The organism is Aeromonas sp. Lyrl_2 (genome assembly GCF_051948815.1).
GTDB classification, from domain to species: domain Bacteria; phylum Pseudomonadota; class Gammaproteobacteria; order Enterobacterales; family Aeromonadaceae; genus Aeromonas; species Aeromonas veronii.
The window spans coordinates 69,346-94,287 of record NZ_JAYJLJ010000005.1 but is presented as its reverse complement, the minus strand read 5'-3'; the positions used below and the strand labels follow the sequence as shown (position 1 = coordinate 94,287).

21 protein-coding genes are annotated in these 24,942 nt (G+C 58.7%); 10 read left to right on the top strand and 11 right to left on the bottom strand.

The genetic code is table 11. From position 1 onward, the window contains the following. The first annotated feature begins 90 nt into the window (after positions 1–90). Complete coding sequence (locus VF684_RS05970; RefSeq protein ID WP_005353134.1) at positions 91–1,035, top strand: TerC family protein; 945 nt, start codon at positions 91–93, stop codon at positions 1,033–1,035. A 65-nt stretch (positions 1,036–1,100) separates the two neighbouring features. Here the strand turns inward: VF684_RS05970 and alr are convergent, their stop codons facing one another. Beyond that, positions 1,101–2,327: an alanine racemase gene (gene alr, locus VF684_RS05965; RefSeq protein WP_201912257.1), complete on the bottom strand. Its 1,227-nt coding sequence runs from the start codon at positions 2,325–2,327 to the stop codon at positions 1,101–1,103. Positions 2,328–2,500: 173 nt separating this feature from the next. Between alr and VF684_RS05960 the strand changes: the two genes are divergently transcribed. Then, entirely contained in the window at positions 2,501–2,950 is a 450-nt protein-coding gene (locus tag VF684_RS05960; RefSeq protein WP_149152581.1) for a methyltransferase family protein, read from the top strand. A 94-nt stretch (positions 2,951–3,044) separates the two neighbouring features. On the opposite strand, the gene tapW is transcribed toward VF684_RS05960, so the two are convergent. Together tapW and VF684_RS05950 are read right to left on the bottom strand one after the other, a co-directional pair. Next, the gene (gene tapW / locus VF684_RS05955) at positions 3,045–4,184 is read right to left on the bottom strand and encodes a type IVa pilus ATPase TapW (protein ID WP_005361600.1); all 1,140 of its coding nucleotides are present in this window, start codon (positions 4,182–4,184) and stop codon (positions 3,045–3,047) included. 58 nt (positions 4,185–4,242) lie between these two features. Beyond that, positions 4,243–4,599, bottom strand: coding sequence for a DMT family protein (locus VF684_RS05950; protein ID WP_005337656.1), 357 nt, complete (start codon positions 4,597–4,599; stop codon positions 4,243–4,245). A 121-nt stretch (positions 4,600–4,720) separates the two neighbouring features. Here VF684_RS05950 and VF684_RS05945 point away from each other — a divergent pair, with 121 nt between their 5' ends. The 3 genes from VF684_RS05945 (at position 4,721) to VF684_RS05935 (ending at position 7,329) form a co-directional block, all read left to right on the top strand. Beyond that, positions 4,721–5,452, top strand: coding sequence for a substrate-binding periplasmic protein (locus VF684_RS05945; RefSeq protein WP_043825634.1), 732 nt, complete (start codon positions 4,721–4,723; stop codon positions 5,450–5,452). A 97-nt stretch (positions 5,453–5,549) separates the two neighbouring features. Then, on the top strand, positions 5,550–6,557 hold the full coding sequence (gene btuC / locus VF684_RS05940; protein WP_201912252.1) for a vitamin B12 ABC transporter permease BtuC: 1,008 nt from the start codon (positions 5,550–5,552) through the stop codon (positions 6,555–6,557). Further along, positions 6,544–7,329, top strand: a complete 786-nt coding sequence (locus VF684_RS05935; protein WP_201912251.1) for an ATP-binding cassette domain-containing protein — start codon at positions 6,544–6,546, stop codon at positions 7,327–7,329. The genes btuC and VF684_RS05935 overlap by 14 nt, the downstream gene beginning before the upstream one ends. 450 nt (positions 7,330–7,779) lie before the next feature. Here the strand turns inward: VF684_RS05935 and VF684_RS05930 are convergent, their stop codons facing one another. Then, positions 7,780–8,844, bottom strand: a complete 1,065-nt coding sequence (locus VF684_RS05930) for a 3-deoxy-7-phosphoheptulonate synthase (protein WP_201912243.1) — start codon at positions 8,842–8,844, stop codon at positions 7,780–7,782. A gap of 144 nt (positions 8,845–8,988) precedes the next feature. Between VF684_RS05930 and VF684_RS05925 the strand changes: the two genes are divergently transcribed. Next, positions 8,989–9,369 (top strand): diacylglycerol kinase, encoded by a 381-nt coding sequence (locus VF684_RS05925; RefSeq protein ID WP_005337641.1) that lies wholly within the window; start codon positions 8,989–8,991, stop codon positions 9,367–9,369. 81 nt (positions 9,370–9,450) lie between these two features. Here the strand turns inward: VF684_RS05925 and serA are convergent, their stop codons facing one another. The 5 genes from serA to VF684_RS05900 all read right to left on the bottom strand — a co-directional run bounded on the left by serA (position 9,451) and on the right by VF684_RS05900 (position 15,487). Beyond that, positions 9,451–10,683: a phosphoglycerate dehydrogenase gene (gene serA, locus VF684_RS05920; RefSeq protein WP_005337639.1), complete on the bottom strand. Its 1,233-nt coding sequence runs from the start codon at positions 10,681–10,683 to the stop codon at positions 9,451–9,453. Positions 10,684–11,007: 324 nt separating this feature from the next. Beyond that, positions 11,008–11,661: a ribose-5-phosphate isomerase RpiA gene (gene rpiA / locus VF684_RS05915; RefSeq protein ID WP_201912241.1), complete on the bottom strand. Its 654-nt coding sequence runs from the start codon at positions 11,659–11,661 to the stop codon at positions 11,008–11,010. 161 nt (positions 11,662–11,822) lie between these two features. Then, positions 11,823–12,419 carry a 5-formyltetrahydrofolate cyclo-ligase gene (locus VF684_RS05910; RefSeq protein ID WP_005337635.1) on the bottom strand — a complete coding sequence of 199 codons (597 nt, stop codon included), beginning with the start codon at positions 12,417–12,419 and terminating at the stop codon, positions 11,823–11,825. Between the two features lie 315 nt (positions 12,420–12,734). After that, positions 12,735–14,069: a Na+/H+ antiporter NhaC family protein gene (locus VF684_RS05905; protein ID WP_005337634.1), complete on the bottom strand. Its 1,335-nt coding sequence runs from the start codon at positions 14,067–14,069 to the stop codon at positions 12,735–12,737. A 437-nt stretch (positions 14,070–14,506) separates the two neighbouring features. Beyond that, complete coding sequence (locus VF684_RS05900; protein ID WP_139439868.1) at positions 14,507–15,487, bottom strand: alpha/beta hydrolase; 981 nt, start codon at positions 15,485–15,487, stop codon at positions 14,507–14,509. 273 nt (positions 15,488–15,760) lie between these two features. Here VF684_RS05900 and dapB point away from each other — a divergent pair, with 273 nt between their 5' ends. From dapB to VF684_RS05880, 4 genes are all read left to right on the top strand, one after another. Further along, positions 15,761–16,573 (top strand): 4-hydroxy-tetrahydrodipicolinate reductase, encoded by an 813-nt coding sequence (gene dapB, locus VF684_RS05895; RefSeq protein ID WP_005347132.1) that lies wholly within the window; start codon positions 15,761–15,763, stop codon positions 16,571–16,573. 670 nt (positions 16,574–17,243) lie between these two features. Beyond that, entirely contained in the window at positions 17,244–18,380 is a 1,137-nt protein-coding gene (carA, locus tag VF684_RS05890) for a glutamine-hydrolyzing carbamoyl-phosphate synthase small subunit (RefSeq protein WP_005337628.1), read from the top strand. A gap of 20 nt (positions 18,381–18,400) precedes the next feature. Beyond that, positions 18,401–21,625 (top strand): carbamoyl-phosphate synthase large subunit, encoded by a 3,225-nt coding sequence (gene carB, locus VF684_RS05885; RefSeq protein WP_376898605.1) that lies wholly within the window; start codon positions 18,401–18,403, stop codon positions 21,623–21,625. A 301-nt stretch (positions 21,626–21,926) separates the two neighbouring features. After that, a complete protein-coding gene (locus VF684_RS05880; RefSeq protein WP_257725748.1) occupies positions 21,927–23,078 on the top strand; it encodes a DUF1615 domain-containing protein in 1,152 nt (383 codons plus the stop codon). A 65-nt stretch (positions 23,079–23,143) separates the two neighbouring features. Here the strand turns inward: VF684_RS05880 and VF684_RS05875 are convergent, their stop codons facing one another. After that, the gene (locus VF684_RS05875) at positions 23,144–24,016 is read right to left on the bottom strand and encodes a nuclease-related domain-containing protein (protein ID WP_139439866.1); all 873 of its coding nucleotides are present in this window, start codon (positions 24,014–24,016) and stop codon (positions 23,144–23,146) included. 23 nt (positions 24,017–24,039) lie between these two features. Continuing rightward, complete coding sequence (locus VF684_RS05870; protein WP_225315441.1) at positions 24,040–24,903, bottom strand: phospholipase D family protein; 864 nt, start codon at positions 24,901–24,903, stop codon at positions 24,040–24,042. Between the last annotated feature and the right edge of the window lie 39 nt (positions 24,904–24,942).

Sequence of the window (24,942 nt, the reverse complement as noted above, 5' to 3'; positions counted from 1 at the left end):
GAGACCTTGCCGAGAGGCAAGGTGTATCTGCTCCAAACGCAAACCCACGCCTCTCGGTCGTGGGTTTTGTCGTTTTTGGGAGAAGTGAACATGGGTGAATGGTGGATGTGGACCGGTTTCTTCAGCATAGTGCTGGTCCTGTTATGGATAGATATACGCTTTGTCGGTGGCGGCAAGTCACACAAGGTGTCCCTCAAAGAGGCGGGTGTCTGGTCTCTCATCTGGATCAGTGTTGCTCTGCTCTTCAACCTGGCTATCTGGCTCTGGCTGGATCACAGCGCGGGCCGTGAAATCGCCAATCAGAAGGGGCTGGAGTTCCTCACCGGCTACCTCATCGAGAAAGCGCTGGCAGTGGACAACGTCTTCGTCTGGCTGATGCTGTTCGGCTACTTTGCCATTCCGGCCGAGCTGCAGCGCCGGGTGCTGCTCTACGGGGTGCTGGGTGCCATCGTGATGCGTGCCGGTATGGTGTTCGCGGGCAGCTGGCTCATCGAGCAGTTCCACTGGATCCTCTATCTGTTTGGCGCTTTCCTGCTGCTGACCGGTGCCAAGATGCTGTGGGCGGCCGACAAGGAGCCTGATCTCGCCAACAACCCGTTGCTGGGCTGGATGCGCCGTCGCTTCAAGGTGACCGAGACCCTGGAAGGGGAGAAGTTCTTCGTCTGGCGTGACGGTGTGCGCTATGCCACCCCGCTGCTGCTGATCCTGGTGCTGGTGGAGGTGAGCGATCTTATCTTTGCGGTGGACAGTATCCCGGCCATCTTCGCGGTGACCACGGATCCCTTCATCGTGCTGACCTCCAACATCTTCGCCATCATGGGTCTGCGTGCCATGTACTTCCTGCTGGCCGGTGTGGCTGATCGCTTCGCCCTGCTCAAATACGGTCTGGCGCTGATCCTGATGTTTATCGGGGTCAAGATGCTGCTGCTGGATATCTTCAAGATCCCGACCGGCATAGCACTGGGCGTAGTCGCGTTGATCCTGCTGGCATCCATGGGGCTGAGTCTGTTTGTGACCCGTAAAAAGGCCGCTTGAGCGCGGCAGACAATGAAGCAATAACAACAAGGGCTCCCGCGGGAGCCCTTTTTCATATCGCGTGATCAGCGTTTGATCTTTTTGGGGTTGGTGTAGCCCCAGATGGTGTACATGTCCGCCAGCAGGGCGCCGTTGTACTCCTCCAGATCCGCCTGTTTCACTTCGGCTTCACCCTGACGGCCAAACAGCACCACCTCGTCGCCGGGTTTCACCCCTTTCAGATCAGTCACATCCACCATGATGGTGTTCATGGAGGTCTTGCCGACCACCGGCACCTTCTGACCCTGGATCAGCACATAGGCTTTGTTGCTGAGGGCGCGGCGATAACCATCGGAGTAGCCCAGCGGCAGGTTGGCGAGCCAGGAGTCACGCTTGAGAGTAAAGGTGCGGTCATAACCGACGGTGTTGCCTGCTGCATAGTGGTTGACCGAGGCGACCTGGGTTTTGAATGTCATCACCCGCTTGTATTCGGTGTGGGAGGGGATGGAGTCACCGTAGAGCAGGCCGCCCGGGCGCACCATGTCGAAGTAGGCGTCCGGCACGGCCAGAGTGGCGAAGGAGTTGGCGGCGTGGATGGTGATCTTGCTGCGATCCAGCTTGCCCGCTTCCAGCAGCCACTGGGAGTCCAGTTTGAACTGGGCCAACCCCATCTTGACGTCCTCTTTCTCCTCAACCGGGAAGTGGGTCATGATGCCGACTGGGGTGATCCCCTTGAGCTTGAGCATGGCCAGCGCATCCTGCTTGGCATCGGCCAGACGCAGGTCGATGCCGTTGCGGCTCATGCCGGCGGAGTTGAGCGCGATATGCACCGGAATGGTGGTGTGGTGGCGCTGGGCGATATCGGCGATACCCTGGGCACTCACCAGACTGCCGATCAGCTCCTCCATCTTGTAGGGCAGGGCCTGCTCTACTTCATCCGGGGTGGCAGCACGCACCCGCATCAGACGGCCGGTAAAGCCCTTCTCGCGGGCGACGCGCGCCTCTTCGTTGCTGGCGATGCCGATGCAGGGGATATTGGCCTTGACCACGGAGGGGACCAGCAGATCGATGCCATGACCGTAAGCGTCGGCCTTCATGATGGCGCAGATCTGCGGGCCCTTGTCACCGAGACGATCCTTGAGGGTCTGGATATTGTGCTCAAAGGCGCCCAGATCCACTTCCAACCAGGCGTTGCTGGCGGTTTGCTCCTGGCCGTTGCGATGATCCGTCGCAAGGGGCAGATAGGGAGCCGCAACGGCTTGGCCCGCGAGCAGGCCGAAGATCAGGGTAGCCAGCAGAGTTTTCTTGTGCATGGTGATTCCTTTTTGTTGTTCGCGTTGGATAGTTTGGACGGGGTCGGCCACATTGGTGGTGGTTTAACCACAACTTGTTGTTATTATTATGATCTTTGTCACTCTCAACAGGCGCTGACTGGTTGGGAGTCTACCGCAACACGGGTTCGGCCGACACTCGTCAGGGGAAGAAAATGGTCAATCTTGAGTTACGTTTGCCACCACCGCTGATCTTCCTGCTCTGTACCGGGGCCATGTGGTGGCTAAGAGGGGAGAGCCAGCCCGGCATCTGGGCAATGGCGCTGATGGCTATGCTGGTCGTGGCGGGGGCCATCATGGGCTTTGGTGCCCTGCAACGATTTCGCCACCACCAGACCACGGTCAGCCCCACCAAACCTCAGCACACCAGTCGTCTGGTGACCTGTGGCGTCTATCGTGTCAGCCGCAATCCCATGTATCTGGGCTTGCTCTGCTGGCTGGCCGCCTGGGGCTGTTATCTCGGTGGAAGTTGGGTCTGGGTTGGGCCAATCGTGCTGGTGGCCTGGCTGACCCGCTTTCAAATCATGCCGGAGGAGCGGCTGCTGCGCGCCCGTTTTGGCGACGAGTATGTGGCGTATTGCCAGCGTGTTCGCCGTTGGTGCTGATTGGCAGTGACCTGCGTGAGCTGAGGGCTAAGTCGGGTCAGCCGTGCTGGATAAAGAGAACCCCGGGCGGGCCCGGGGTTCTCGAGGGGACAGGTTAGAAAAAATCGCCCTTCTCGTCCTTGGTGGGTTCGAGGCTCCAGCCGGTGGCATCGCTGCTGCTGGCAATCTGCCCCTTCTCCTTCCACAGCTTGATCTTGAGGCGCAGGTTGTTGGCCGAGTCGGCGTTTTTCACCGCCTCTTCTTCCTCAATTACCCCTTCCACTACCAGATCGAACAGGGCACTGTCGAAGGTAACCATGCCGAGGGCTTTGGACTTCTCCATCACCTCTTTGAGGCCGCCAAATTCGCCGCGCTTGATCATGTCGCGGATGGTGTGGGTGCCGAGCATGATCTCCACTGCGGCCCGGCGGCCGCCATCGGTGGTTTTCACCAGCCGTTGGGAGACAAAAGCCTTGAGGTTGTTGCCCAGATCGTTAAGCAGCTGGGGGCGGCGCTCCTCGGGGAAGAAGTTGATGATGCGATCCAGCGCCTGGTTGGCGTTGTTGGCGTGCAGGGTGGAGATGGCAAGGTGGCCGGTTTCGGAGAAGGCCAGCGCATGTTCCATGGTCTCGCGATCGCGGATCTCGCCGATAAGAATGACGTCCGGCGCCTGACGCAGGGTGTTTTTCAGGGCTGCGTGGAAGCTGCGGGTATCCACGCCGACCTCCCGCTGGTTGATGATGCTCTTGCGGTGACGATGAACGAACTCTACCGGATCTTCGATGGTGATGATGTGGCCGCCGCTGTTGCGGTTACGATGGTCGATAAGCGCCGCCAGCGAAGTGGATTTGCCCGAGCCGGTACCGCCGACAAACAGTACCAGACCGCGTTTCTCCATGATGGTGTCGAGCAGCACAGGCGGGAGTTTGAGATCTTCAAAGCGGGGGATGTCGGTCTTGATGTTGCGGGCCACCAGAGAGACTTCGTTGCGCTGCTTGAAGATGTTGACCCGAAAGCGGCCGATCTGGGGCAGGGAGATGGCGAGGTTCATCTCCAGATCCTTCTCGAACTGCTGCTTCTGCTCGCCATCCATGATCTCGGCGGCGATCCGCGCCACTTCCCCCGGCTCCAGCGGCGTTTCGTTGAGGGGGCGCAGGCCGCCGTTAAACTTGGCGCAGGGGGGCGCGCCGGTCGACAGATAGAGGTCTGAGCCATCCTGCTTGGCCAGGATCTGTAACATGTCTCGCAATTCCATTTTTTTGCCTCGTCGATCAATGAGATGCCATGAGCGGGATGATATTGAGTGTACAGCCTCAGGCGCCGGTCAGTTTCTCGCGAAAGACAAAAAAGACCGCCCCGAGAATGCAGAGCCCTGCCCAGAGATAGTCCCATTTCAGATCTTCCTTGAGATAGAAGATAGAGAAGGGGACGAATACGGTGAGTGTGATCACTTCTTGCAGGATTTTAAGTTGGCCCACGCTCATCACCGTATGGCCGATGCGGTTGGCGGGCACTTGCAGCAGGTATTCGAACAGGGCGATACCCCAGCTCACCAGGGCGGCAATGATCCAGGGTTTATGGTTCATGCTCTTGAGGTGAGCGTACCAGGCGAAGGTCATAAAGACGTTGCTGCAGAGCAGCAGACCGATACTGGTGAAAATCGGGTTCATAGGGTTCTCCTTGAAAATCCGGAAAATCCGGCGCATTTTATCCCTGAACCACGGGTTTTCATACGTGGTGCGGGAGGGTATTTTTAACCAACAGGATAAGCCGTGCGAGGTATGCGACGGGATGGGCAAGTTATGCGGGATAGTGTTGTTACTGTTATTTGCCATGCCGGTGCGTGCGACCCCGACGCTGACGGTAGCCACCGATCTGTGGCCGCCATTTCGCATCCTGCAAGCGGATGGCCGGTTGCAGGGGCTCGACATGGACATCCTGCGCCGGTTGCAACAGGCGAGCGGCATTGAGTTGCAGGTACGGCGGATGCCGTGGGGCAGGGCGCTCAAGCAGATGCAGACCGGTCAGGTCGATCTGATGATTGGCCTCGCCTATACCGCCGAGCGGGCGCAGTTTATCGACTATCTGCAGCCTGCCTACTACCAGTGCTGGCCCGCGTTTTATGGTCAGCCGGTCAATGTGGCCCGGATCCACCAATACCGCGATCTGCAGGGGGTGAAGGTGGGCTATGTGCTCAACTCCGCCTACTTTGAGCCCTTCAACAGTGACAGCCGCCTCGACAAGCACGGAGTACCCACCGAAGATCAGCTGCTGCGCATGGTGCAGCGCGGTCACCTGCCGCTGATGATTGGCACCGACTGTCAGGTGGACTATGCCCTGAGTCAGGGAAATGCCAGCCGGATAGGCAAGGCGGACTACCGCCCCGCCACGCCGGTGACCCTCTATCTGGGGATGAGCAAGCACTCACCTCACCAGTCGCTGCGCCAGCCCTTGCTGGTGGCGCTGCAAAATCTGGTGGCCAGCGGCGAGATAAGGGTGATGGCAAAGCGTTACCAGCCTTGACCTTGGGTGGCAAGCCACTGTTATCATGCCCTTTTCCTGCTTCTCCCTCGGCGCTGCGACAGGGCTGGGGGGAAGCCTTGTTATTCGGGGATCATCCTTGTACCTCTCCCTTATCGCCCGTCAGCAGCGCTGGCAGCGGCGCTGGCTCTGTGGCCTGACGCTGCTGACCTTGCTGCTGTTTATCTTCTCCCTCGTCTGGGGTGAGTTTGTGCTGCTGCCCTGGCAGCCCCTTGGCGATCTCGAACAGCGCATCCTGCTGGAGCTGCGCCTGCCGCGCGCCTTGCTGGCCCTCTTGGCTGGCGCCGCGCTTGCTTGTGGCGGCGCCGTGTTGCAGGTGATGCTGCATAACCCGGTGGCCGAACCCGGGTTGCTTGGCGTTTCAAGCGGGGCAGGCCTTGCCGCCATGGTGGCGATGGCGGTGGCCAAATCCCTTGGCTTCTATCTGCCAGGCTGGGGGCTGTCGCTGGCGGCCTTCGGTGGCGCCTTGCTGGTGACCATGTTGCTCATTCGGCTGGCTCGCCGGGCGCGTCTCGGCCATGCCCGCTTGCTATTGTTTGGCGTCGCCATCGGCATTCTCACCAATGCCGCCATGACCTGGTTGATGTACTTTGCCGATGATGGCTCCTTGCGTGAATTCATGTTCTGGATGATGGGGAGCCTCTCTTACGGCAGCCAGCAGTTCGGCTGGTGGTGGCTGGTGCTGCCGCTCACCCTGGGCTGGCTCTGCTGGCAGGGCAAGGCGCTGCAACAGTTGTTGTTGGGGGAGACCCAGGCCCGCCTGATGGGGATGGATGTCGACAAGATGCGGGTGCGGCTGGTGCTGGCGGTCTGTCTGCTGACCGGTGTGGCGGTGTCGTTGTGTGGTGTCATCGGTTTTGTCGGGTTGGTGGTGCCCCATCAGCTGCGGCTCTGCGGTGGCAGCGATCAGCGCTTTCTGCTGCCTGCCGCGGCGCTTGGCGGCGGGGCCCTGCTGCTGGCGGCCGATCTGGTTGCTCGATCCACCCTGAGCGCGGGGGAGTTGCCTATCGGCGTCATCACCGCCTCGGTGGGGGCGCCGCTCTTTATCTATCTGCTGCTGAGACAAGATGCCCATGCCGCCTCGTGATGCACTGAGCCAACGCCTTCCCCTGCTGGCCGCGCAGGGGCTCACCGTCGCCAACCGGCTCGCCCCCCTCGACATCGTCTGGCAGGGCGGCCAGCTGGTGGCCCTGCTCGGCCCCAACGGCAGTGGCAAATCGACCCTGCTCGGGGCGCTGGCGGGGATTTTACCCGCCGATGGCACAGTGCTGCTGGGGGGGGGAGTACTTACTGACATGAGTTGGCCCGAGCTTGCCAAACGGCGCGCCATGCTGCCCCAGCGTCAGCCCCAGCTGTTTCATATTCCGGTGTTTCAGGTGTTGAGCCTGGGGCTCGATGAGATGGTTGCACCTGCCAGACAGAACGAGGCGATAAATGCATTGTGCGAGGCATTGGAGCTGGAAGCTTTGCTGGCCCGGGATTTCAGCCGATTGTCGGGGGGCGAGCAGCAGCGGGTGCTGATTGCCCGTACCCTGCTGCAGGTGTGGCCGAGCCTCAATCCGACCGGCAAGGTGCTGCTGCTGGACGAGCCGCTGGCGGGGCTCGATCTGCATCACCAGCTGGCGCTGTTGCGGTTGCTGAAAACCCTGGCCGGGCAGGGCTTGCTGGTGGTGCTCGCCATCCACGATATCAATCTGGCCATCGACTGGGCCGACCGAATTCTCTGCCTGCAAGGGGGCGCGGTGGTGCGCGAAGGGGGTGTCGAGCTGGTGGATGAGGCGCTGCTGGAGCAGGTGTTCCAGATCCGAACCGACCGCATCGAAGCGGCAGGGCGGGTCTGGTTTATGCCCACGCTGTGAGTGACGGAGGCGCCGACAAGGGGGCCTCTGCATGTACTCTCTGTTTGCCTGTATTGCCTGTATTGCCTGTATTGCCTGTATTGCCTGTATTGCCTGTATTGCCTGTTGCCGGGGCTCCCAGCTTCACGATTTCCCACCTTGTGCCGGTTGCCAATTTATCCCCTTGATCGGAAGTTGCTTTCTACCGGGTCGCTGCGACCAATCGGGAGCAACCTGCGTGGTCAATCGCTCGGTATAAGTAAAAATTTGGTCATGTAGGGAAAATCCATAAATTAAATTTATGCTTATCGTGTTGGCAGTGAGTCGGCCGTTTGCTGGCGGTGGCGGGCCCTGTGAGCGGGTTGCCCGATCTGACCAGAGGGATTGCGCGAACGGATAAGAGTGGCCAGGCAAAAAGAAGGGCCGGATATCACGGATATCCGGCCCTTCCTGTATCTCGGGTAACGCGGGTTAGCGCGCCAGCTTGCTCAGGCGTACCTGCGCCGCTTCTGCCAGCATGGTCAGCAGGGGTTCGGTGTCGTTCCATGACAGGCAGGCATCGGTGATGCTCTGGCCGAAGGTGGCCGCGCAGCCGTTCTCTACATCCTGCCGCCCTTCCACCAGGAAGCTCTCGGCCATAATACCGGCGATGCCGGTGCGGCCGCGGCGCAGCTGATCGCAGATGTCTTGCGCCACCAGCAGCTGGCGACGGTGATCCTTCATGCTGTTGCCGTGGCTGAAATCGACCACCAGCCGCTCCGGCAGGCCCACATCGGCCAGCGCTTCGCACGCTTCGTCGATGCTGGCGGTGTCGTAGTTGGGGCGGTGGCCGCCACGCAGGATCACATGACCAAAGGGGTTACCGGCGGTGCGGTAGATGGTCATCTTGCCGTCTTTGTCCGGCGAATAGAAGATGTGGCTGTGGCGGGCGGCGCGTACCGCATCGATGGCGATGCGGGTATTGCCGTCGGTGCCGTTCTTGAAGCCGACCGGGCAGGAGAGGGCCGAAGCCATCTCGCGGTGTACCTGGGATTCGGTGGTACGAGCGCCGATGGCGCCCCAGGTGATGAGGTCGGCAATATACTGGCCGGTCACCATGTCGAGGAACTCGGTGGCGGTGGGCATGCCGAGCTCATTGATATCGACCAGCAGCTTGCGCGCCAGTTTCAGCCCTTCGTTGACATCGAAGCTGCCATCGAGGCGCGGATCGTTGATGAGCCCTTTCCAGCCGACGATGGTGCGCGGCTTCTCGAAATAGGTGCGCATCACGATGCAGAGGCTCTCTTTATACTGCTCGCGCAGGGCGTTGAGGCGCAGGGCATATTCGCGGGCGGCCGCAGGATCGTGGATGGAGCAGGGGCCGACAATGACCAGCAGGCGCTGATCTTCTCCGGCCAGAATGGCCTCCACTTCGCGACGGGCATCCAGCAGATTCTGGGCAACGGTGTCGGTGATCGGAAACGCGTGGGCAAGCTCGCTCGGAGTGATCAGTGACTCCAGGCGACGGGTGCGCAATTCATCTGTGTGAATGGACATACAACTCAAGTCTCGAGTGGGTGGTGTCAGCCGCAAGGGGCGAAAAAGCAAAGAGATAAAATAAAGCAAAAGTCCCCTGATTGAAACCTTGGGGGGCTCTGATAGGATGTGAGGCCAAAATCGATTCCAAATGAGGTAGATAGCGTGGCAAAGCCAGGGGCAACCGGGGTCACCCGCATCATCAACGCAACCGGTTACAGCATGAAGGGGCTCAAGTCAGCTTGGATTAACGAGGCGGCTTTTCGGCAGGAGCTGATGCTGATCCTGTTGCTGATGCCACTTGCCTTCTGGCTGGGGGATTCTCTCAACCAGATCCTGCTGCTTATCGTCATCAGCTGGCTGGTGGTGATCGTCGAGATCCTCAACTCCGCCATTGAAGCTGTGGTAGACAGGGTTGGCTCCGAGCATCATGAGCTCTCCGGTCGCGCCAAGGATCTGGGCTCTGCCGCCGTCTTTATCGCGTTGGCCCTCAATGCCCTGGTGTGGGGCGCGCTGGTAGGCCGCAACCTGTTGGGGTGGTGGTAAGCCATCACGCTGCTTTGAGGTTCTGCTTCATACAAAAGCCCGTCATCACGACGGGCTTTTTGCTGCGCAGATAAGGGTCTATCAGTGGAGGATGCGGGCACGGATGGTGCCGTTGATCTCCTTGAGCTTGGCGAGCGCCTTCTCGCTGTGCTCGGTCTCCACGTCGATCACCACGTAACCGATATGGCTGCTGGTCTGCAGGTATTGACCGGCGATGTTGATCCCCTCTTCGGCGAAGATCTGGTTGATCTGGTTCATCACACCCGGCTGGTTGCGGTGAATGTGCAGCAGGCGGCTGGAGCCCTTGTGGCCCGGCAGCGACACTTCCGGGAAGTTGACGGCGGAGAGGGTGGAGCCGTTGTCGGAGTATTTGACCAGCTTGTTGGCCACTTCCAGCCCGATGTTCTCCTGCGCTTCATGGGTGGTGCCACCGATGTGCGGGGTCAGGATCACGTTCTCCAACCCACGCAGCGGGCTTTGGAACTCCTCGTCGTTGGACTTGGGCTCGACCGGGAAGACGTCGATGGCGGCGCCGGCGATATGGCCGCTCTTGATGACGTCAGCCAGCGCATCGATATCCACCACGGTACCGCGGGCGGCGTTGATGAAGATGGCGCCCGGTTTCATCATCCGCAGCTGCTCGGCTCCGATCATGTTCTTGGTGGAGGCGGTCTCCGGTACGTGCAGGCTGATGACGTCAGACATATTCAGCAGCTCGACCATGCTCGGCACCTGAATGGCGTTACCCAGCGAGAGCTTGTTCTCGATATCGTAGTAATAAACCTTCATGCCGATGCTTTCGGCGATGATGCCAAGCTGGGTACCGATGTGGCCGTAGCCGATGATGCCGAGCTTCTTGCCGCGCGCTTCCACCGAGCGGTTGGCCAGTTTTTCCCACACGCCGCGATGGCACTTGGCGTTTTTCTCGGGGATGCCGCGCAGCAGCAGCAGGATCTCGCCCAGTACCAGCTCGGCGACCGAGCGGGTGTTGGAGAAGGGGGCGTTGAAGACCGGAATACCGCGGATCTGGGCCGCTTCCAGCTCGACCTGGTTGGTACCGATGCAGAAGCAGCCGATGGCAACCAGCTTGTTGGCGGCGTCGAGGACTTTCTCGGTGATCTGGGTGCGGGAGCGCAGCCCGATGAAATGGACGTCGCGGATCTGCTCGATCAGCTCCTCTTCGGAAAGCGATGTCTTGAGATACTCCACACTGGTATAACCTGCGGCACGAAAGGTCTCTACGGTGTTGGGGTGAACCCCCTCCAGCAGCAGAACCTTGATTTTATCCTTGTCCAACGAAAACTTGGCAGTCATGACGATCCCTCTGTATGTGCAAACGTAAGTGCAGATTTGGTGTGCGAAGAAAACCGTAAAGTAGCAAAAACGTTTGGGAGAGGGAATATTTGTGACGAAAGTCAAATTCTTTGAAGTTATCAACGAATGTTGTAAACATCCGTATGCAACTTGTTGAGGGATAAATAAAAACGGCGCCATCAGGCGCCGTCATTTATTCACAGTGCAATGTTTGGGTCATATCCCATCACGGGGCTCAATCAACGCCGCTGCTGCGTCAGAGGTTGCAGAGTGGCGCTGGCGTGCGAGGGAGGATGCCGCTGCACTGTGCTACCGGTGTCGGGATTACTGGGTAATCACGCCGTCCGGCGTACCGATCAGGACCACGTCGGCGCCGCGGGCGGCGAACAGGCCGTTGGTGACCACGCCAACGATGGCGTTCAGTCGTACTTCCAGCGCCTTGGCGTCGGTAATGGCCATGCCTTTCACATCCAGAATGTGGTTGCCGTTGTCGGTGACTACCCCTTCACGCCACACCGGGTCGCCACCCAGTTTGCGAATTTCGCGGGCCACGTATTCGCGGGCCATCGGGATCACTTCCACCGGCAGCGGGAACTGGCCCAGCACGTCGACGGTCTTGGTGTTGTCGATGATGCAGATGAACTTGTCAGCGACGGCGGCAACGATCTTCTCGCGGGTCAGGGCTGCGCCACCACCCTTGATCATGTCGCGGGTTGCGTTGATCTCGTCGGCGCCATCCACATAGACGGAGAGGGCGTCGATCTCGTTGAGATCATATACGGTGATGCCGAAGCCCTTGAGGCGCTCGGTAGAGGCTACGGAGCTGGATACCGCCCCCTTGATCTCGTCCTTCATGGTCGCCAGCGCGTCGATAAAGTGGTTGACGGTAGAGCCGGTGCCCACCCCGACGATGGTGCCGGGAACCACATACTTGAGCGCAGCCCAACCGGCCGCCTTCTTCATTTCATCTTGAGTCATGATCGTTCCTTAAGAAAAAAGCGGGCGCATTATATCCAACCCGGTACCCCGTCGCGACCTTGTTGCTCACGTTCCTGGGCAAAAAGAGGGACTTTGTAAATCGTTTGCCTGTTTATTCTGCGTTTGCGCGCACAAAGCAGGGGCTGCCTGCCAAAAACAGCCTATTCAAAGCGCCAGCAGTGGCTCGGGGTGATGATCTGGGGCAGCGGCACATCCCACTCCTCTTGTGGGACCGCATCCACCTGCTGGCAGTCGTGGGCAATGCCGAGCGGCTTGGGCCCCAGCTTGTGCTCATGCCAGATGGCGAGAGTGCGATCGTAGTAGCCGCCCCCCATGCCAAGACGATTACCCTGAGCATCGAAGGCGACCAGCGGGGTGCAGATAAGATCGAGCGTGCTGTGGGGCACCACCTGCAGGATATCCAGCTCCGGCTCTTCGATGCCGTAGCGGTTGCGTACCATGGGGCTGGTGGCGGTATAGCGCAAAAAGAGCAGGTGACCCGGAGTAAAGGGGTGGAGCACCGGCAGGTAGACCTCTTTGTGCTGGGCCCACAGCCAATGGATGGTGGGCAAGGGATTGATCTCCCCGTCATTGGCCAGATAGAGGGCAATGCGCTTGGCGGCGAGGATCTCGGGGTGTTGCTTGAACTGGGCCAGCAGCTGTTGGGCCGCCGCTTGCTGCTCGGCCGGACTCAGATTTTTGCGGCGTTGACGAACCAGTTGGCGCAGGGATTGACGTTCGGGTTGGGACTCATGCATGGGGAACCTCTGGTATAGCTGCGCATCGATGGCTTGAACGCGCTCTACCTTAGCACATTCACTCTTGACGTTAAGGGGGACAGGGGAACTCCCGCCCCGGACGGCTGATGCCCGGAACGGTGGGATAAATGCTGGCTGATCCGTTAGTGAGTCAACAAGGGCCAGGGTATGGCCTCTGTTGACAGCATGTCGGCGCGCCAGCCTCTGGTCTGTTACTTGTCAGCTTTGCCGCGCATCTGGTGCTTCACAAACACTGCAATGAGTGCCGCTACCGCGAGCGCTAATCCTGTGTAGAAACGCATGGACGTTATCCTGTTACTTGTCAGCCTTGCCGCGCATCTGGTGCTTCACGAACACGGCAATCAGTGCCGCCACCGCGAGCGCCATCGGGTAGAAACTCATGCTTACTACCGCCAACGGCGACAGGGCAAAGATGGATCCCAGCAGCAGCGCCTGTGCGCCCCAGGGGATCAGACCCTGTACCACGCAGGAGAAAATATCGAGCATGGAGGCGGCGCGGCGCGGGGTGACACCGTGGTGTTCTGCCAGATCCCGGGCCACCTTGCTGGCGACGATAATAGCCACCGTGTTGTTAGCGGTGCACAGGTTGGTGAGGCTCACCACCCCGGCGATGCCGAGCTCGGCGGCTTTCTCGTTCTGTTCACCATTGTGCTCGCGAGTGAAACGGGCAATCAGGGCGCTGATGCGCTCGCTGATCCAGGCCAGTCCACCCTGACGCTCCATCAGGGCGCCGAGGCCGCCGATCAGCATGGAGAGCAGGAAGATCTCCTGCATGCCGGTAAAGCCCTGATAGATATCCTTGCTGAACTGACCGATGGCGTAGCCGTTGATCATGCCCACCACTCCGGCGGCCAGAATGCCGATCCCCAGTACCACAAACACATTCACTCCGGCGAGCGCCAGCCCCAGGATCAGCAGATAAGGCATCACCTTGAACAGCTCGATGGCGCTGCCGTTGGCTGGGGATTCACCCACTGAGCCCAGGGTCAGATAGAGCAGGATCACCGCGATGGCAGCTGGGGCAGCAATCTTGAAGTTCTCGCGGAACTTGTCCTTCATCTCGCACCCCTGACTGCGGGTTGCTGCTATGGTGGTGTCGGAGATGATGGAGAGGTTATCGCCAAACATGGCGCCGGAGAGAATGGTGCCTGCCATCAGTACCGGATCGATACCGGCCGCCTGCGCCACGCCCAGCGCGACCGGCGCCACTGCACCTATGGTGCCCATGGAGGTGCCCATAGCGGTAGCAATAAAGGCAGAGATGAGGAACAGCCCGGGCAACAGCGCCCAGCCAGGGATGAGCGACAGGCCCAGCGCCACAGTAGCATCAACCCCGCCGGTGGCCTTGGCCACGCTGGCAAAGGCGCCCGCCAGCAGATAGATAAGGCACATCGCCATGATATTGCTGTGGCCGACTCCCTTGAAGAAGGTCTCCAGATTGCTGTTGAAGCTCTCTTTGCCAAGCAGCAGGGCGAGCATCACCGCAGGCAGGGCAGCAACCGGAGCGGGCAGCTGATAGAAGGCGAATTCGACCCCCTGCAGGGTCAGCCAGGTACCGGTACCGATAAAGAGTGCGAGAAAAACCAGAAGTGGCAACAAGGCCCTGGCACTGGGTTGGATCTGGATCATGTGTTCCTCTGAAATTGAACAATGACCTCCTGTCATAAACTGCTTTGTACCTGTATCGGATAGGGATAGGGGGAAAACAGGGCGGGCATCCTGCCGCATCGGGGTGCCCACAGTAGTGAGTCAACCTCGCTTGGTCAAGATAGACGTCCAGATGGATAGGTGTTTTTGTTTGATGATTCTGGTGTTGTTGAGATATCAAAAGAATATTCGGAAAAATAAGTTGGCGCTGATTATTGTTCGTTGCTGTTCTAGCGCAGTCCGCGGGTATCTGAGGGTATCGCGTGTCTTTAATAAAGAGAGGGGGATAGATAAAAGCTCGGCATGCCATCTTGGGGCTCTCTCCCGCTACCAAACGTCAGCCGCTCCTCTCTCTATCTCTACGCGAGCCTGGTACGGATATTTCCAGAACGCGTGGACACAAGACCTGGGCTGTGTGGTTATTGTGTCAGTTTCTCCACCGCCTGAACGGCTGTCGCGAGAGCATCCTGTTCCAGCGTCAGCGGAATGTGGCCAATACCGGGCAGCAGGGTGACAGGCCAGGAGATGCCGAGAAGTCTTAACTCAGGTTCAAGTTGATCTGTTTGGAAGGCTTCGTCATTTGCACCCGCGATCACGGCGCAGGGACGTTGCACATTGCGCAAATTCTGCTGATAGTCGCGCTCTGGCTGAAAGTTCGAGGCAAGGTTGAAGGAGTAGGAGGGGGTCAGCAGGGATTTCGCCTCATCATTGAGGGCAAAGTTCAGCACGGTCAGATGGTTGAGTGCGGAAATATGGAAACCGTTGAGGATGCTCAGGGCGATGAGGCGAGGCAAGCCGACACGTACCCAGCCACCGCTGTTGGGCCGGTAGTTGGCGGCGGTGGGGCCGAGATAGGGGGAGAGCAGCAGATAGCTCTCGAACAGGGTTTGTCGCGCACTGCCAGCAACACGCAGCACAAAGCCACCCCCTGACGAGAAACCGACGAGTGTTGCAGGCTTGGCGGGGGCCACTGACTTGATGAAATCTTCCAGATCGTCTTCAAGCTGACCGATGTAGTCAATGGTGCCTTTGTTGCCCGATGCGCCATGGCCGCGAATATCGAGGGCGTAGGCGTCGTATCCCGCTTGCGAAAAGGCGTTCGCCATCTTGTGCATGCTCTGGCTGCTGGCAGAAGAGCCGTGAACCAGTACCACGCTGCCCTTGACCTTGTTGTTCTTCGTATTGCCCTCTGCGCCATAGTGCCGATAGGCCAGCTGCGTGCCGTCACGCGCCGGGTATCTTGAGATAGGTGGCATGTTGCTCCAGCCACTCCCCTTGAAAGGGTCGTTGATGCTGGCCAACGCCGGTGCCGGACTCGGCCCGCCAAACAGCAGAGCCGCTGCCAGCATGACCAGGGTCAGTGATATCAACCCCACAGCAAACAGCAATCCTGCGCTCATCCTTGCACCTCGTTTGATATCGACACGGGCGTTGCCCTGGTTCCGTGTATTCTGGCATTTCACTCGTTCGAACCTATCAGATGGCACCCGGTCTGCCAAATGATGGTGTGAAACGATGAAAAGCGGCCTGTGACCAAAAGGAAGTTCTTGGCCAGCCAGTGAGCGCTGCCGTTGGCGAGCGCAGCAAGGTGTGGTGGCATCATGGCTTTTCAAACCCGGTGCGGGCTGGTAAAACGGTCTCTTTCCATAATTAAAAGAGATGAGAGGGTGGAGATGGACAATCCGATCCGTGTGGCCGTGATGGGCTGTAATGGTCGTATGGGCAAGGTGCTGCTGGAGGCCATCACCAACACCGATGGCGTGGTGGTTGGTGCTGCGCTGGAGCGGCCGGGTTCGGCGGTGATCGGCCTTGATGCCGGTGAGCTCAATGGGCTGGGCCATCTGGGTGTGGCCATCAGCGACAGTCTGGACAAGGTGCGCGATGAGTTTGATCTCATCATCGACTTCACTCGTCCGGAGGTGACCCTAGCCAATCTGGCTTTTGCGCTGGCCCACCACAAGCAGATGGTGATCGGCACCACCGGTTTTGACGATGCAGGCAAGGCCGCCCTGAAAGAGGCGGGCAAGCAGATCGGCATCGTGTTCGCCTCCAACTACTCGGTCGGGGTCAACCTGGTGTTCAAGCTGCTGGAGCAGGCCGCCAAGGTGATGGGCGACTACACCGACATCGAGATCATCGAGGGCCACCATCGCCACAAGGTGGATGCGCCATCCGGTACTGCCCTCTCCATGGGGGAAGTGGTCGCCAAAACGCTGGGCCGGGATCTCAAGGAGTGCGCCGTCTATGGTCGCGAGGGGATCACTGGCGAGCGGGATCGCAACACTATCGGCTTTGCCACCATTCGCGCCGGCGATCTGGTGGGGGAGCATACCGTCATGTTTGCCGATATCGGCGAGCGGGTAGAGATCAGCCACAAGGCCTCCAGCCGCCTGACCTTCGCCAACGGTGCTGTGCGGGCGGGCAAGTGGCTTGGTCAGCAGGGTGCCGGTCTTTATGACATGCAGGATGTGCTCAATCTCAAGTGATGCCTCTGAGCGGCACTTTCGTACTACTGCTACCCCAGTGAAAAACCCCGGCTTGCCGGGGTTTTTGCTGTCAGTCAGCCAGATTTTGTGTAAAAAGACACGCTGCCTGCAATTTTTAACTGAACTCCTTATAAATCACACTATTGCGTTGTCCGCCAGATTTCCCCTTCCTGAATGTCATCACCAGGTAACAGATTTGAGCATCTTTATGGCGGATAAAGCCATTTTTTTACACGGACTGGAAAAGACTAAAAATTCAAACACAGAAAAACGTTTTCCATTTTTCATGTTCACTCTTGTCATCGTAAAAGCGTTAAATTTGTCATTAATGTTTTTTGTGTAAAAATGTATTGTATTGTTTTAATTGATTTTTTTGTTGGTTTTTGTCGTTATCGCTGGCTTGGCGGCATCTTTTGATGGTGGTTTTTCCTTTTCTTTCGCGGGAGGGGGTTGCAAAGCGATTAAGTGCATAGATAATGGGTAATGTTGCTTTTTTATTGAATTTAGATGCATTTCATCTGAGAAAAGACGTTGAAATGCCACTTTTTTTAAGTAGAATGCGCCCAATTTGCCAGAAATCTGCCGGGTTCGAGTCCTGTCCAAGACCGGAACCGAGCCCGCAACACCCAGGTAAATTGCTGAATTTAAAGCTAAATAACTGGAGGTTGTCTTGAATCACACTGCATTGCTAGTGCTGGAAGATGGAACTGTGTTCAAAGGCGTGTCGATAGGCGCCGAGGGATGTTCCGTTGGTGAAGTGGTTTTCAATACGTCGATGACGGGCTATCAGGAAATCCTCACCGATCCCTCTTATTCCCGTCAGATAGTCACCCTCACTTACCCCCATATAGGCAACACCGGCACCAACAGCGAAGATGAAGAGTCCAGTCAGATCCATGCTCAGGGATTGATCATCCGGGACCTTCCGATACTTGCCTCCAATTTCCGCAATCAGCAATCCCTCTCCGAATACCTCAAGTCTCACAACATCGTTGGCATCGCCGACATCGACACCCGTAAACTGACCCGCATCCTGCGCGAGAAAGGCGCTCAGGCTGGCTGCATTCTGGCCGGGAAACAGGTCGATGAAGCCTATGCTCTCGAGCAGGCCCGCGCCTTCCCCGGTCTGAAGGGGATGGATCTGGCCAAAGAGGTGACGGTTGGTGAGGCGTACAACTGGACCGAAGGGAGCTGGCAGCTTGGCAAGGGGCATGTCACCCCGGATGCCGACCAGCTGAAATACCACGTAGTGGCCTATGACTTTGGCGTCAAGCGCAACATCCTGCGGATGCTGGTTGACCGTGGCTGCCGCCTGACCGTGGTGCCTGCCAAGACCCCGGCCGCCGAGGTACTGGCGATGAACCCGGATGGCATCTTCCTCTCCAACGGCCCCGGCGACCCCGAGCCGTGCGACTACGCCATCGAGGCCATCAAGGCTTTCCTTAATACCAACACGCCGGTATTCGGCATCTGTCTGGGTCACCAGCTGCTGGGTCTGGCCTCCGGTGCCAAGACCGTCAAGATGAAGTTTGGCCACCACGGCGCCAACCATCCGGTGAAGAGCCTCGATGACAACACCGTCATGATCACCGCTCAGAACCACGGCTTTGCGGTAGACGAGAACAGCCTGCCGGATTGCCTGCGCGCCACCCACGTCTCCCTGTTCGATGGCTCCCTGCAAGGCATCCATCGCACCGACCGTCCGGCCTTCAGCTTTCAGGGGCACCCCGAAGCGAGCCCGGGCCCGCACGACTGTGCCGGTCTTTTTGACCACTTTATTGAATTGATTAAGCAGTATCGCGCCTAAGAAATAGAGGAAAGAGTTTCATGCCAAAACGTAATGACCTTCAGAGCATCCTGATCCTCGGCGCCGGCCCCATCGTCATCGGCCAAGCCTGCGAATTTGACTACTCCGGCGCCCAGGCGTGCAAAGCCCTGCGCGAGGAGGGCTACCGCGTCATTCTGGTCAACTCCAACCCGGCCACCATCATGACCGACCCGGAGATGGCAGACGCCACCTACATCGAGCCCATCACCTGGGAAGTGGTGCGCGAAATCATCAAGAAAGAGCGCCCGGACGCCATCCTGCCCACCATGGGCGGCCAGACTGCGCTCAACTGCGCACTGGCGCTGGAGAAGCATGGCGTGCTGGCCGAGTTCGGTGTCGAGATGATCGGTGCCACCGCCGACGCCATCGACAAGGCCGAAGACCGCTCCCGTTTTGACAAGGCGATGCGCAGCATTGGCCTCGAGTGCCCGCGTGCTGGCATCGCCCACAACATGGAAGAGGCGTGGGGCGTGCAGCAGATGGTCGGCTTCCCCTGCATCATCCGTCCCTCCTTTACCATGGGCGGCTCGGGTGGCGGCATCGCCTACAACACCGAAGAGTTCGTCGAGATCTGCGAGCGTGGTCTGGACTTGTCGCCGACCAAAGAGCTGCTCATCGACGAGTCGCTGATCGGCTGGAAAGAGTACGAGATGGAAGTGGTGCGGGATCGCAACGACAACTGCATCATCGTCTGCGCCATCGAAAACTTCGACCCCATGGGTATCCACACCGGTGACTCCATCACGGTCGCGCCAGCCCAGACGCTGACCGACAAGGAGTACCAGCTGATGCGCAACGCCTCCATGGCGGTGCTGCGCGAAATCGGCGTCGAGACCGGCGGCTCCAACGTCCAGTTCGGTATCAACCCGAAAGATGGTCGCATGGTCATCATCGAGATGAACCCGCGGGTGTCGCGCTCCTCCGCGCTGGCCTCCAAGGCGACCGGTTTCCCCATCGCCAAGATCGCTGCCAAGCTCGCCATCGGTTACACCCTCGACGAGCTGATGAACGACATCACCGGCGGTCGCACTCCGGCCTCCTTCGAGCCGGCCATCGACTACGTGGTCACCAAGGTGCCGCGCTTCAACTTCGAAAAATTCGCCGGTGCCAACGACCGTCTGACGACCCAGATGAAGTCGGTCGGCGAAGTGATGGCCATCGGCCGCAACTTCCAGGAGTCCCTGCACAAGGCGCTGCGCAGCCTCGAAACCGGCAAAACCGGCTTCGACCCCATGGTTGACCTCAATGCCCCGGACTCCCTGACCCGCATCCGTCACGAGCTGCAGGATGCAGGTAGCGACCGTATCTTCTATATCGCCGATGCATTCCGCGCCGGTCTCTCCATGGATGGTATCTTCAAGCTGACCAAGATTGACCCCTGGTTCCTGGTACAGATTGAAGATCTGGTGAAGCTGGAGGAAGAGGTGAAAGAGCGCGGCATGGCCGGTCTGGATGCCGACTTCCTGCGCGCCCTCAAGCGCAAAGGCTTTGCCGATGCCCGTCTGGCCAAGATCCTCGGTGTGGCCGAAGGGGAAGTGCGCAAACTGCGCGCCCGCCACAACATCTTCCCGGTCTACAAGCGGGTAGATACCTGCGCCGCCGAGTTCGCCACCAACACCGCCTACATGTACTCCAGCTATGACGAGGAGTGCGAAGCGGCTCCGAGCAACCGCGACAAGATCATGATCATCGGCGGCGGCCCGAACCGTATCGGTCAGGGTATCGAGTTCGACTACTGCTGCGTGCACGCAGCGCTGGCCCTGCGCGAAGATGGTTACGAGACCATCATGGTCAACTGTAACCCGGAGACCGTCTCTACCGATTACGACACCTCGGATCGTCTCTACTTCGAGCCGGTGACCCTGGAAGATGTGCTGGAAATCGTGCGCATCGAAAAACCCAAGGGCGTGATTGTCCAGTACGGTGGCCAGACCCCGCTGAAACTGGCCCGAGCGCTGGAGGCCAACGGCGTGCCGATCATCGGTACCAGCCCGGATGCCATCGACCGCGCCGAAGACCGCGAGCGCTTCCAGTCTGCCGTCGAGCGCCTCGGTCTCAAGCAGCCGGAAAACGGCACCGTCACCGCGCTGGAACAGGCCGTGCTGCTGGCCGAGCGCATTACCTACCCGCTGGTGGTTCGCCCCTCCTACGTGCTGGGTGGCCGCGCCATGGAAATCGTCTATGACGAGCAGGATCTGCGTCGCTACTTCGCCGAGGCGGTGAGCGTCTCCAACGAATCGCCGGTGCTGCTGGACCGCTTCCTGGACGATGCGACCGAGCTGGACGTGGATGCCATCTGCGACGGCACCAATGTAGTCATCGGCGGCATCATGGAGCACATCGAGCAGGCCGGTATCCACTCCGGTGACTCTGGTTGCTCCCTGCCTCCCTATACCTTGTCCAAGAAGATTCAGGACGAGATCCGCGAGCAGGTGCGCAAGCTGGCGCTGGAGCTCGGCGTTATCGGCCTGATGAACGTGCAGTTTGCGGTCAAGGGCGATGAAATCTATCTCATCGAAGTGAACCCGCGCGCCGCCCGTACCGTGCCGTTCGTCTCCAAGGCGACCGGTGCCCCGCTGGCCAAGATTGCCGCCCGCGTGATGGCCGGTCAGTCGCTGCAAGAACAGGGCTTTACCAAAGAGATCATCCCGCCCTACTACTCGGTGAAAGAGGTGGTACTGCCGTTCGCCAAGTTCCCGGGAGTTGACCCGCTGCTGGGGCCAGAGATGCGCTCTACCGGTGAGGTTATGGGGGTGGGCAGCAGCTTTGCCGAGGCCTATGCCAAGGCGCAGCTGGGTGCCAACCACGCCGTACCGAAAGAGGGTCGTGCCCTCTTGTCAGTGCGTCACAGCGACAAGGCGCAGGTGGTCGACTTGGCTGCCAAGCTGCTGGAGCTGGGCTACGAGCTGGATGCCACTCACGGCACAGCCGTCGCGCTGGGTGAGGCGAGCATCAACCCGCGCTTGGTCAACAAGGTGCACGAAGGTCGCCCGCACATTCTCGACCGCATCAAGAATGGCGAGTACACCTACATCGTCAACACCGCCGAAGGGCGGGTGGCGATCCAGGACTCCAAGCAGCTGCGTCGCGCCGCCTTGCAGAACAAGGTGGCGTATACCACCACCATGAACGAGGCGTTTGCCACCTGCATGGCCATCAGCGTGGATGCCACCGCCAATGTCAACTCGGTGCAGGAGCTGCACCAGAAGGTGAAAAACCGCTAAGAGTTTGCAGCGGGCATCAGCCCGACTTGCCAGACGACCAACCCCCGCCAGCGATGGCGGGGGTTTCTTTTTATCAGGCGCTCACCGTTCGGTTCGGGGCGAGTGAGCCATTGAGGAAGGTCATGAGTTCCGCATCGCAGACAACGGATGGCGCGTGGGGTGGTAAAAGCGGGCAAGGGGAGGGGATGCTGCGAGCGCGGGTTTCAACTGCAGCAGGCAATCCTCTACAATGGCCCCACTTTGCTTGTCAGTGCAGTGCCAGCGGCGCTGCCTGTCGGGCCAACAAAAAATGGACATGCTTATGACCGCTTTGCCTTCCTGTCGTCTTCTTGCCTTCTGCTCTGCCTTGTTGCTGGCCGGTTGTGCCAGTGATCCCGCCTCCGCGCCTGCCAAAGAGGCGAGCGTGAGCACCCCCAAAACGCCGCCTGCCATGCAGCCGCGCAAACCGGCGGATATGAAGAGCCGCATCGTGCGCTTCTTGCCCCGTCAGGTGCCGGACAAACAGGGATGGGCTAACGACGTGGTGACGGCGCTCACCACCCAGGGGGTGACGGTCAATGATCACAACGTCTGTAGCGTGCTGGCGGTTGCAGAGCAGGAAGCCACCTATCAGGCCGACCCCGTGGTGCCGGGCCTTGGCAAGATCGCCTGGAAAGAGATCAACTCACGGGCCGCCAAGCTGCTGATCCCCGAATTTATGGTGCGGGCCGCGCTCTCCATCAACTCGCCCACCGGCAAGAGCTACGCCGAGCGCATCGACAAGTTGCGTACCGAACGGGAGATGAGTGAAATCTTCGAAGACATGATCAGCATGCTGCCGATGGGCAAGACGCTGTTTGGCAACCTCAACCCGGTGCATACCGGCGGCCCGATGCAGGTGAGCATCGCCTTTGCCGAGGCCAACGCCCGTGGCTACCCCTATCCAATCAAGGATTCCATCCGCCACGAAGTCTTTACCCGTCGCGGCGGCATCTGGTTTGGCACCAAGCATATCTTCGGTTATCCCGTCGACTACCCGGATACCCTCTACCGTTTTGCCGACTTCAACGCCGGCTGGTACGCCAGCCGCAATGCCGCTTTTCAGGCCGCCGTCAGCCGCCTGAGTGGCAAAACTCTGGCGCTGGACGGGGATCTGATCCGCTATGACTCGGATCTGCCGGGCAATACCGAGCTGGCCGTCTACACCCTCGCCAACCGGGTCAATATGAGCAAACAGGCGATCCACCAGAGTCTGCGCAAAGGGGATACCGCCGAATTTGCCGAGACCGATCTCTACCATCGCATCTTTACCCTGGCCGACAAGCAAGCGGGCAAGCGACTGCCCCGCGCCATCCTGCCCGGCATTCAGCTAAAGAGCCCGAAAATCACCCGAAACATTACCACCGCCTGGTTTGCCAAGCGGGTGGATGACAGGGCGCAACGCTGCGTGCGGCAGATGGCGACGATTCGCTAAGAAACATCAAGGGCGGCCAATTGGCTGCCCTTGATGTGAGAGTGAGTTTCCCCTTATGTGGCGGTTCATGCCTTGCTGTTCCCCGTGAGATTTACAATGAATCTGCATTTGGGGTATCCACTGCATCCCCAAAACCGATTGCCTCGGTTATCCCCCCGTTTGGCGGTACGCAGTATCATCGGGTTGCCGCATCTGGGGCATAGTGGATTTTCTTGGGAGCGCGATTCGGTGATGGTTGGCGAGGCGTTCACCACCTGATTGACGACAGGCATTGCAGCTACGGATAAAGGCGGGCGGGGAACCTCGCTGTGACGTGCTTTCAACTGCGCCACATGCTGTTTATGGGTCTGCCAATTGGCGGCCAGTCGTCCCCGCTGGATGGTGTCGATCACTCTGGTGACTTCGGCAGGGGTCAGCACCTGCGCGGTTTTACTCTTGATATAGCGAATAAGCCCGCGGTTCATCACGTTATCCGGCATGGGGGTTTTAAAGGTGCAGTCGCCAATAAAGTAGATAATCGAATGGAGCTGATGATCAGCAAGACCCAACAAGGATTTGAGCGTCATCAGGTGCAGATAGTTTTGGCGCAGGGGATTTTGAAAGGTATGTTTGCGGCGATAGAGCTGCTGGGTCCAGCTCTTGTGGGCTGGATTGCCAAATATCCACCCCTTGATGTTCTTGGTTTCGATGACAAACAGCCCGAAGCGCGAGACGATCACATGATCGATCTGGGTAGTGCCCTGCGGGGTTGGCAGCGTCACATCCTTGAGCAGGTGGTACTCCCGTTGGCCGAGAAAAAGCCGGATGCCCAAGTTGATAAATGCTTCCCCAACCATCCCTTTGAACTTGGGCGTTTTGATCAGGGTGGCAATCAACAACAGGGGCAGCAGATACCAGAACTGGCCCAGCAGAACCGCAATAACGGGAGTGAAGTCCATTTCACATTTATCCAGTCAGTGAATTAGAGGGGATTCATGGCCTCTGGCCAGAGGAAATAGGGGCCAAATTTGGGGCTCATTCTAAACTCCCCTCCTTCCTCTTTGCCTTTCGCTGTGAGGTAATGCTTGCTGTCCCGCAGCTCAAGCAAGCCGTGAGTCACCATTTTTTCCAACAACTCATTGGTTTTGATCCCCCACTTTTGCGCCAGTTTGGATGAGGTCAGTTTTTCAGTGGCTGACTCATTTTCGTTAGCAGAAGGCTGTTGGGTTTCGGCTTCACTGACAACCCGTTCAAGGGATATGCGGACTTCATCACTAACTCGAATAATTCGTTGTGCCTCATCATAGGCATCACGGTAAAGATCATGATCTTCCGAGCGCTGGATCAATACCCCCATCTCGTTGTTATTGACCTGACTGAACTCGTAGAGATTGAGGCTGGTGACAATACACATCTCTTCATTGAGATAGCACTTGGCATGGAGGTTTTTGCAAAAGCTGGTGCGGATATAGGTGAGCTCTTTGAGCCAGCTGATCTCTTCCGGTTGCAGCTCACTTTTGCCATAGACGATCCGCACATCGATCTTGAGGCGGTTCTTGTCGGTGAGCAGCTCCTTGATCCTGTCGTTGAGCTTGAGGAAGGGGCTGATCAGGATCAGACGTTCTTTGGCATCTTTGATAAGTTCTTCAAGAAAGTAGTTGGTTGCGCTGGTATTCAAAAACTTGGCCATGGCAAAAATCTCTATCCCTGTGGTGTAACTGGTGGCGCAAATACTTGGCGGCGCTTGGCAGGCCATCTCCATGCCGGGCGGCGTGATCACCCAGCCAGTGCGGCTGGCAATCGACATCGTGGCTCTATGTGGATGGTGGGCGCCAAACTGAGCCATTCTACCCATTCCATCAAAAGGAATATGTGACAGATTGCA

What these genes read in the sequence shown, in the direction of transcription:
- VF684_RS05970 (WP_005353134.1), top strand. Translation starts at nt 91, where the DNA reads ATGGGTGAATGGTGGATGTGGACCGGTTTCTTCAGCATAGTGCTGGTC.
- alr (WP_201912257.1), bottom strand. Translation starts at nt 2,327, where the DNA reads ATGCACAAGAAAACTCTGCTGGCTACCCTGATCTTCGGCCTGCTCGCG.
- VF684_RS05960 (WP_149152581.1), top strand. Translation starts at nt 2,501, where the DNA reads ATGGTCAATCTTGAGTTACGTTTGCCACCACCGCTGATCTTCCTGCTC.
- tapW (WP_005361600.1), bottom strand. Translation starts at nt 4,184, where the DNA reads ATGGAATTGCGAGACATGTTACAGATCCTGGCCAAGCAGGATGGCTCA.
- VF684_RS05950 (WP_005337656.1), bottom strand. Translation starts at nt 4,599, where the DNA reads ATGAACCCGATTTTCACCAGTATCGGTCTGCTGCTCTGCAGCAACGTC.
- VF684_RS05945 (WP_043825634.1), top strand. Translation starts at nt 4,721, where the DNA reads ATGGGCAAGTTATGCGGGATAGTGTTGTTACTGTTATTTGCCATGCCG.
- VF684_RS05935 (WP_201912251.1), top strand. Translation starts at nt 6,544, where the DNA reads ATGCCGCCTCGTGATGCACTGAGCCAACGCCTTCCCCTGCTGGCCGCG.
- VF684_RS05930 (WP_201912243.1), bottom strand. Translation starts at nt 8,844, where the DNA reads ATGTCCATTCACACAGATGAATTGCGCACCCGTCGCCTGGAGTCACTG.
- serA (WP_005337639.1), bottom strand. Translation starts at nt 10,683, where the DNA reads ATGACTGCCAAGTTTTCGTTGGACAAGGATAAAATCAAGGTTCTGCTG.
- rpiA (WP_201912241.1), bottom strand. Translation starts at nt 11,661, where the DNA reads ATGACTCAAGATGAAATGAAGAAGGCGGCCGGTTGGGCTGCGCTCAAG.
- VF684_RS05910 (WP_005337635.1), bottom strand. Translation starts at nt 12,419, where the DNA reads ATGCATGAGTCCCAACCCGAACGTCAATCCCTGCGCCAACTGGTTCGT.
- VF684_RS05905 (WP_005337634.1), bottom strand. Translation starts at nt 14,069, where the DNA reads ATGATCCAGATCCAACCCAGTGCCAGGGCCTTGTTGCCACTTCTGGTT.
- VF684_RS05900 (WP_139439868.1), bottom strand. Translation starts at nt 15,487, where the DNA reads ATGAGCGCAGGATTGCTGTTTGCTGTGGGGTTGATATCACTGACCCTG.
- dapB (WP_005347132.1), top strand. Translation starts at nt 15,761, where the DNA reads ATGGACAATCCGATCCGTGTGGCCGTGATGGGCTGTAATGGTCGTATG.
- carB (WP_376898605.1), top strand. Translation starts at nt 18,401, where the DNA reads ATGCCAAAACGTAATGACCTTCAGAGCATCCTGATCCTCGGCGCCGGC.
- VF684_RS05880 (WP_257725748.1), top strand. Translation starts at nt 21,927, where the DNA reads ATGACCGCTTTGCCTTCCTGTCGTCTTCTTGCCTTCTGCTCTGCCTTG.
- VF684_RS05875 (WP_139439866.1), bottom strand. Translation starts at nt 24,016, where the DNA reads ATGGACTTCACTCCCGTTATTGCGGTTCTGCTGGGCCAGTTCTGGTAT.
- VF684_RS05870 (WP_225315441.1), bottom strand. Translation starts at nt 24,903, where the DNA reads ATGGCTCAGTTTGGCGCCCACCATCCACATAGAGCCACGATGTCGATT.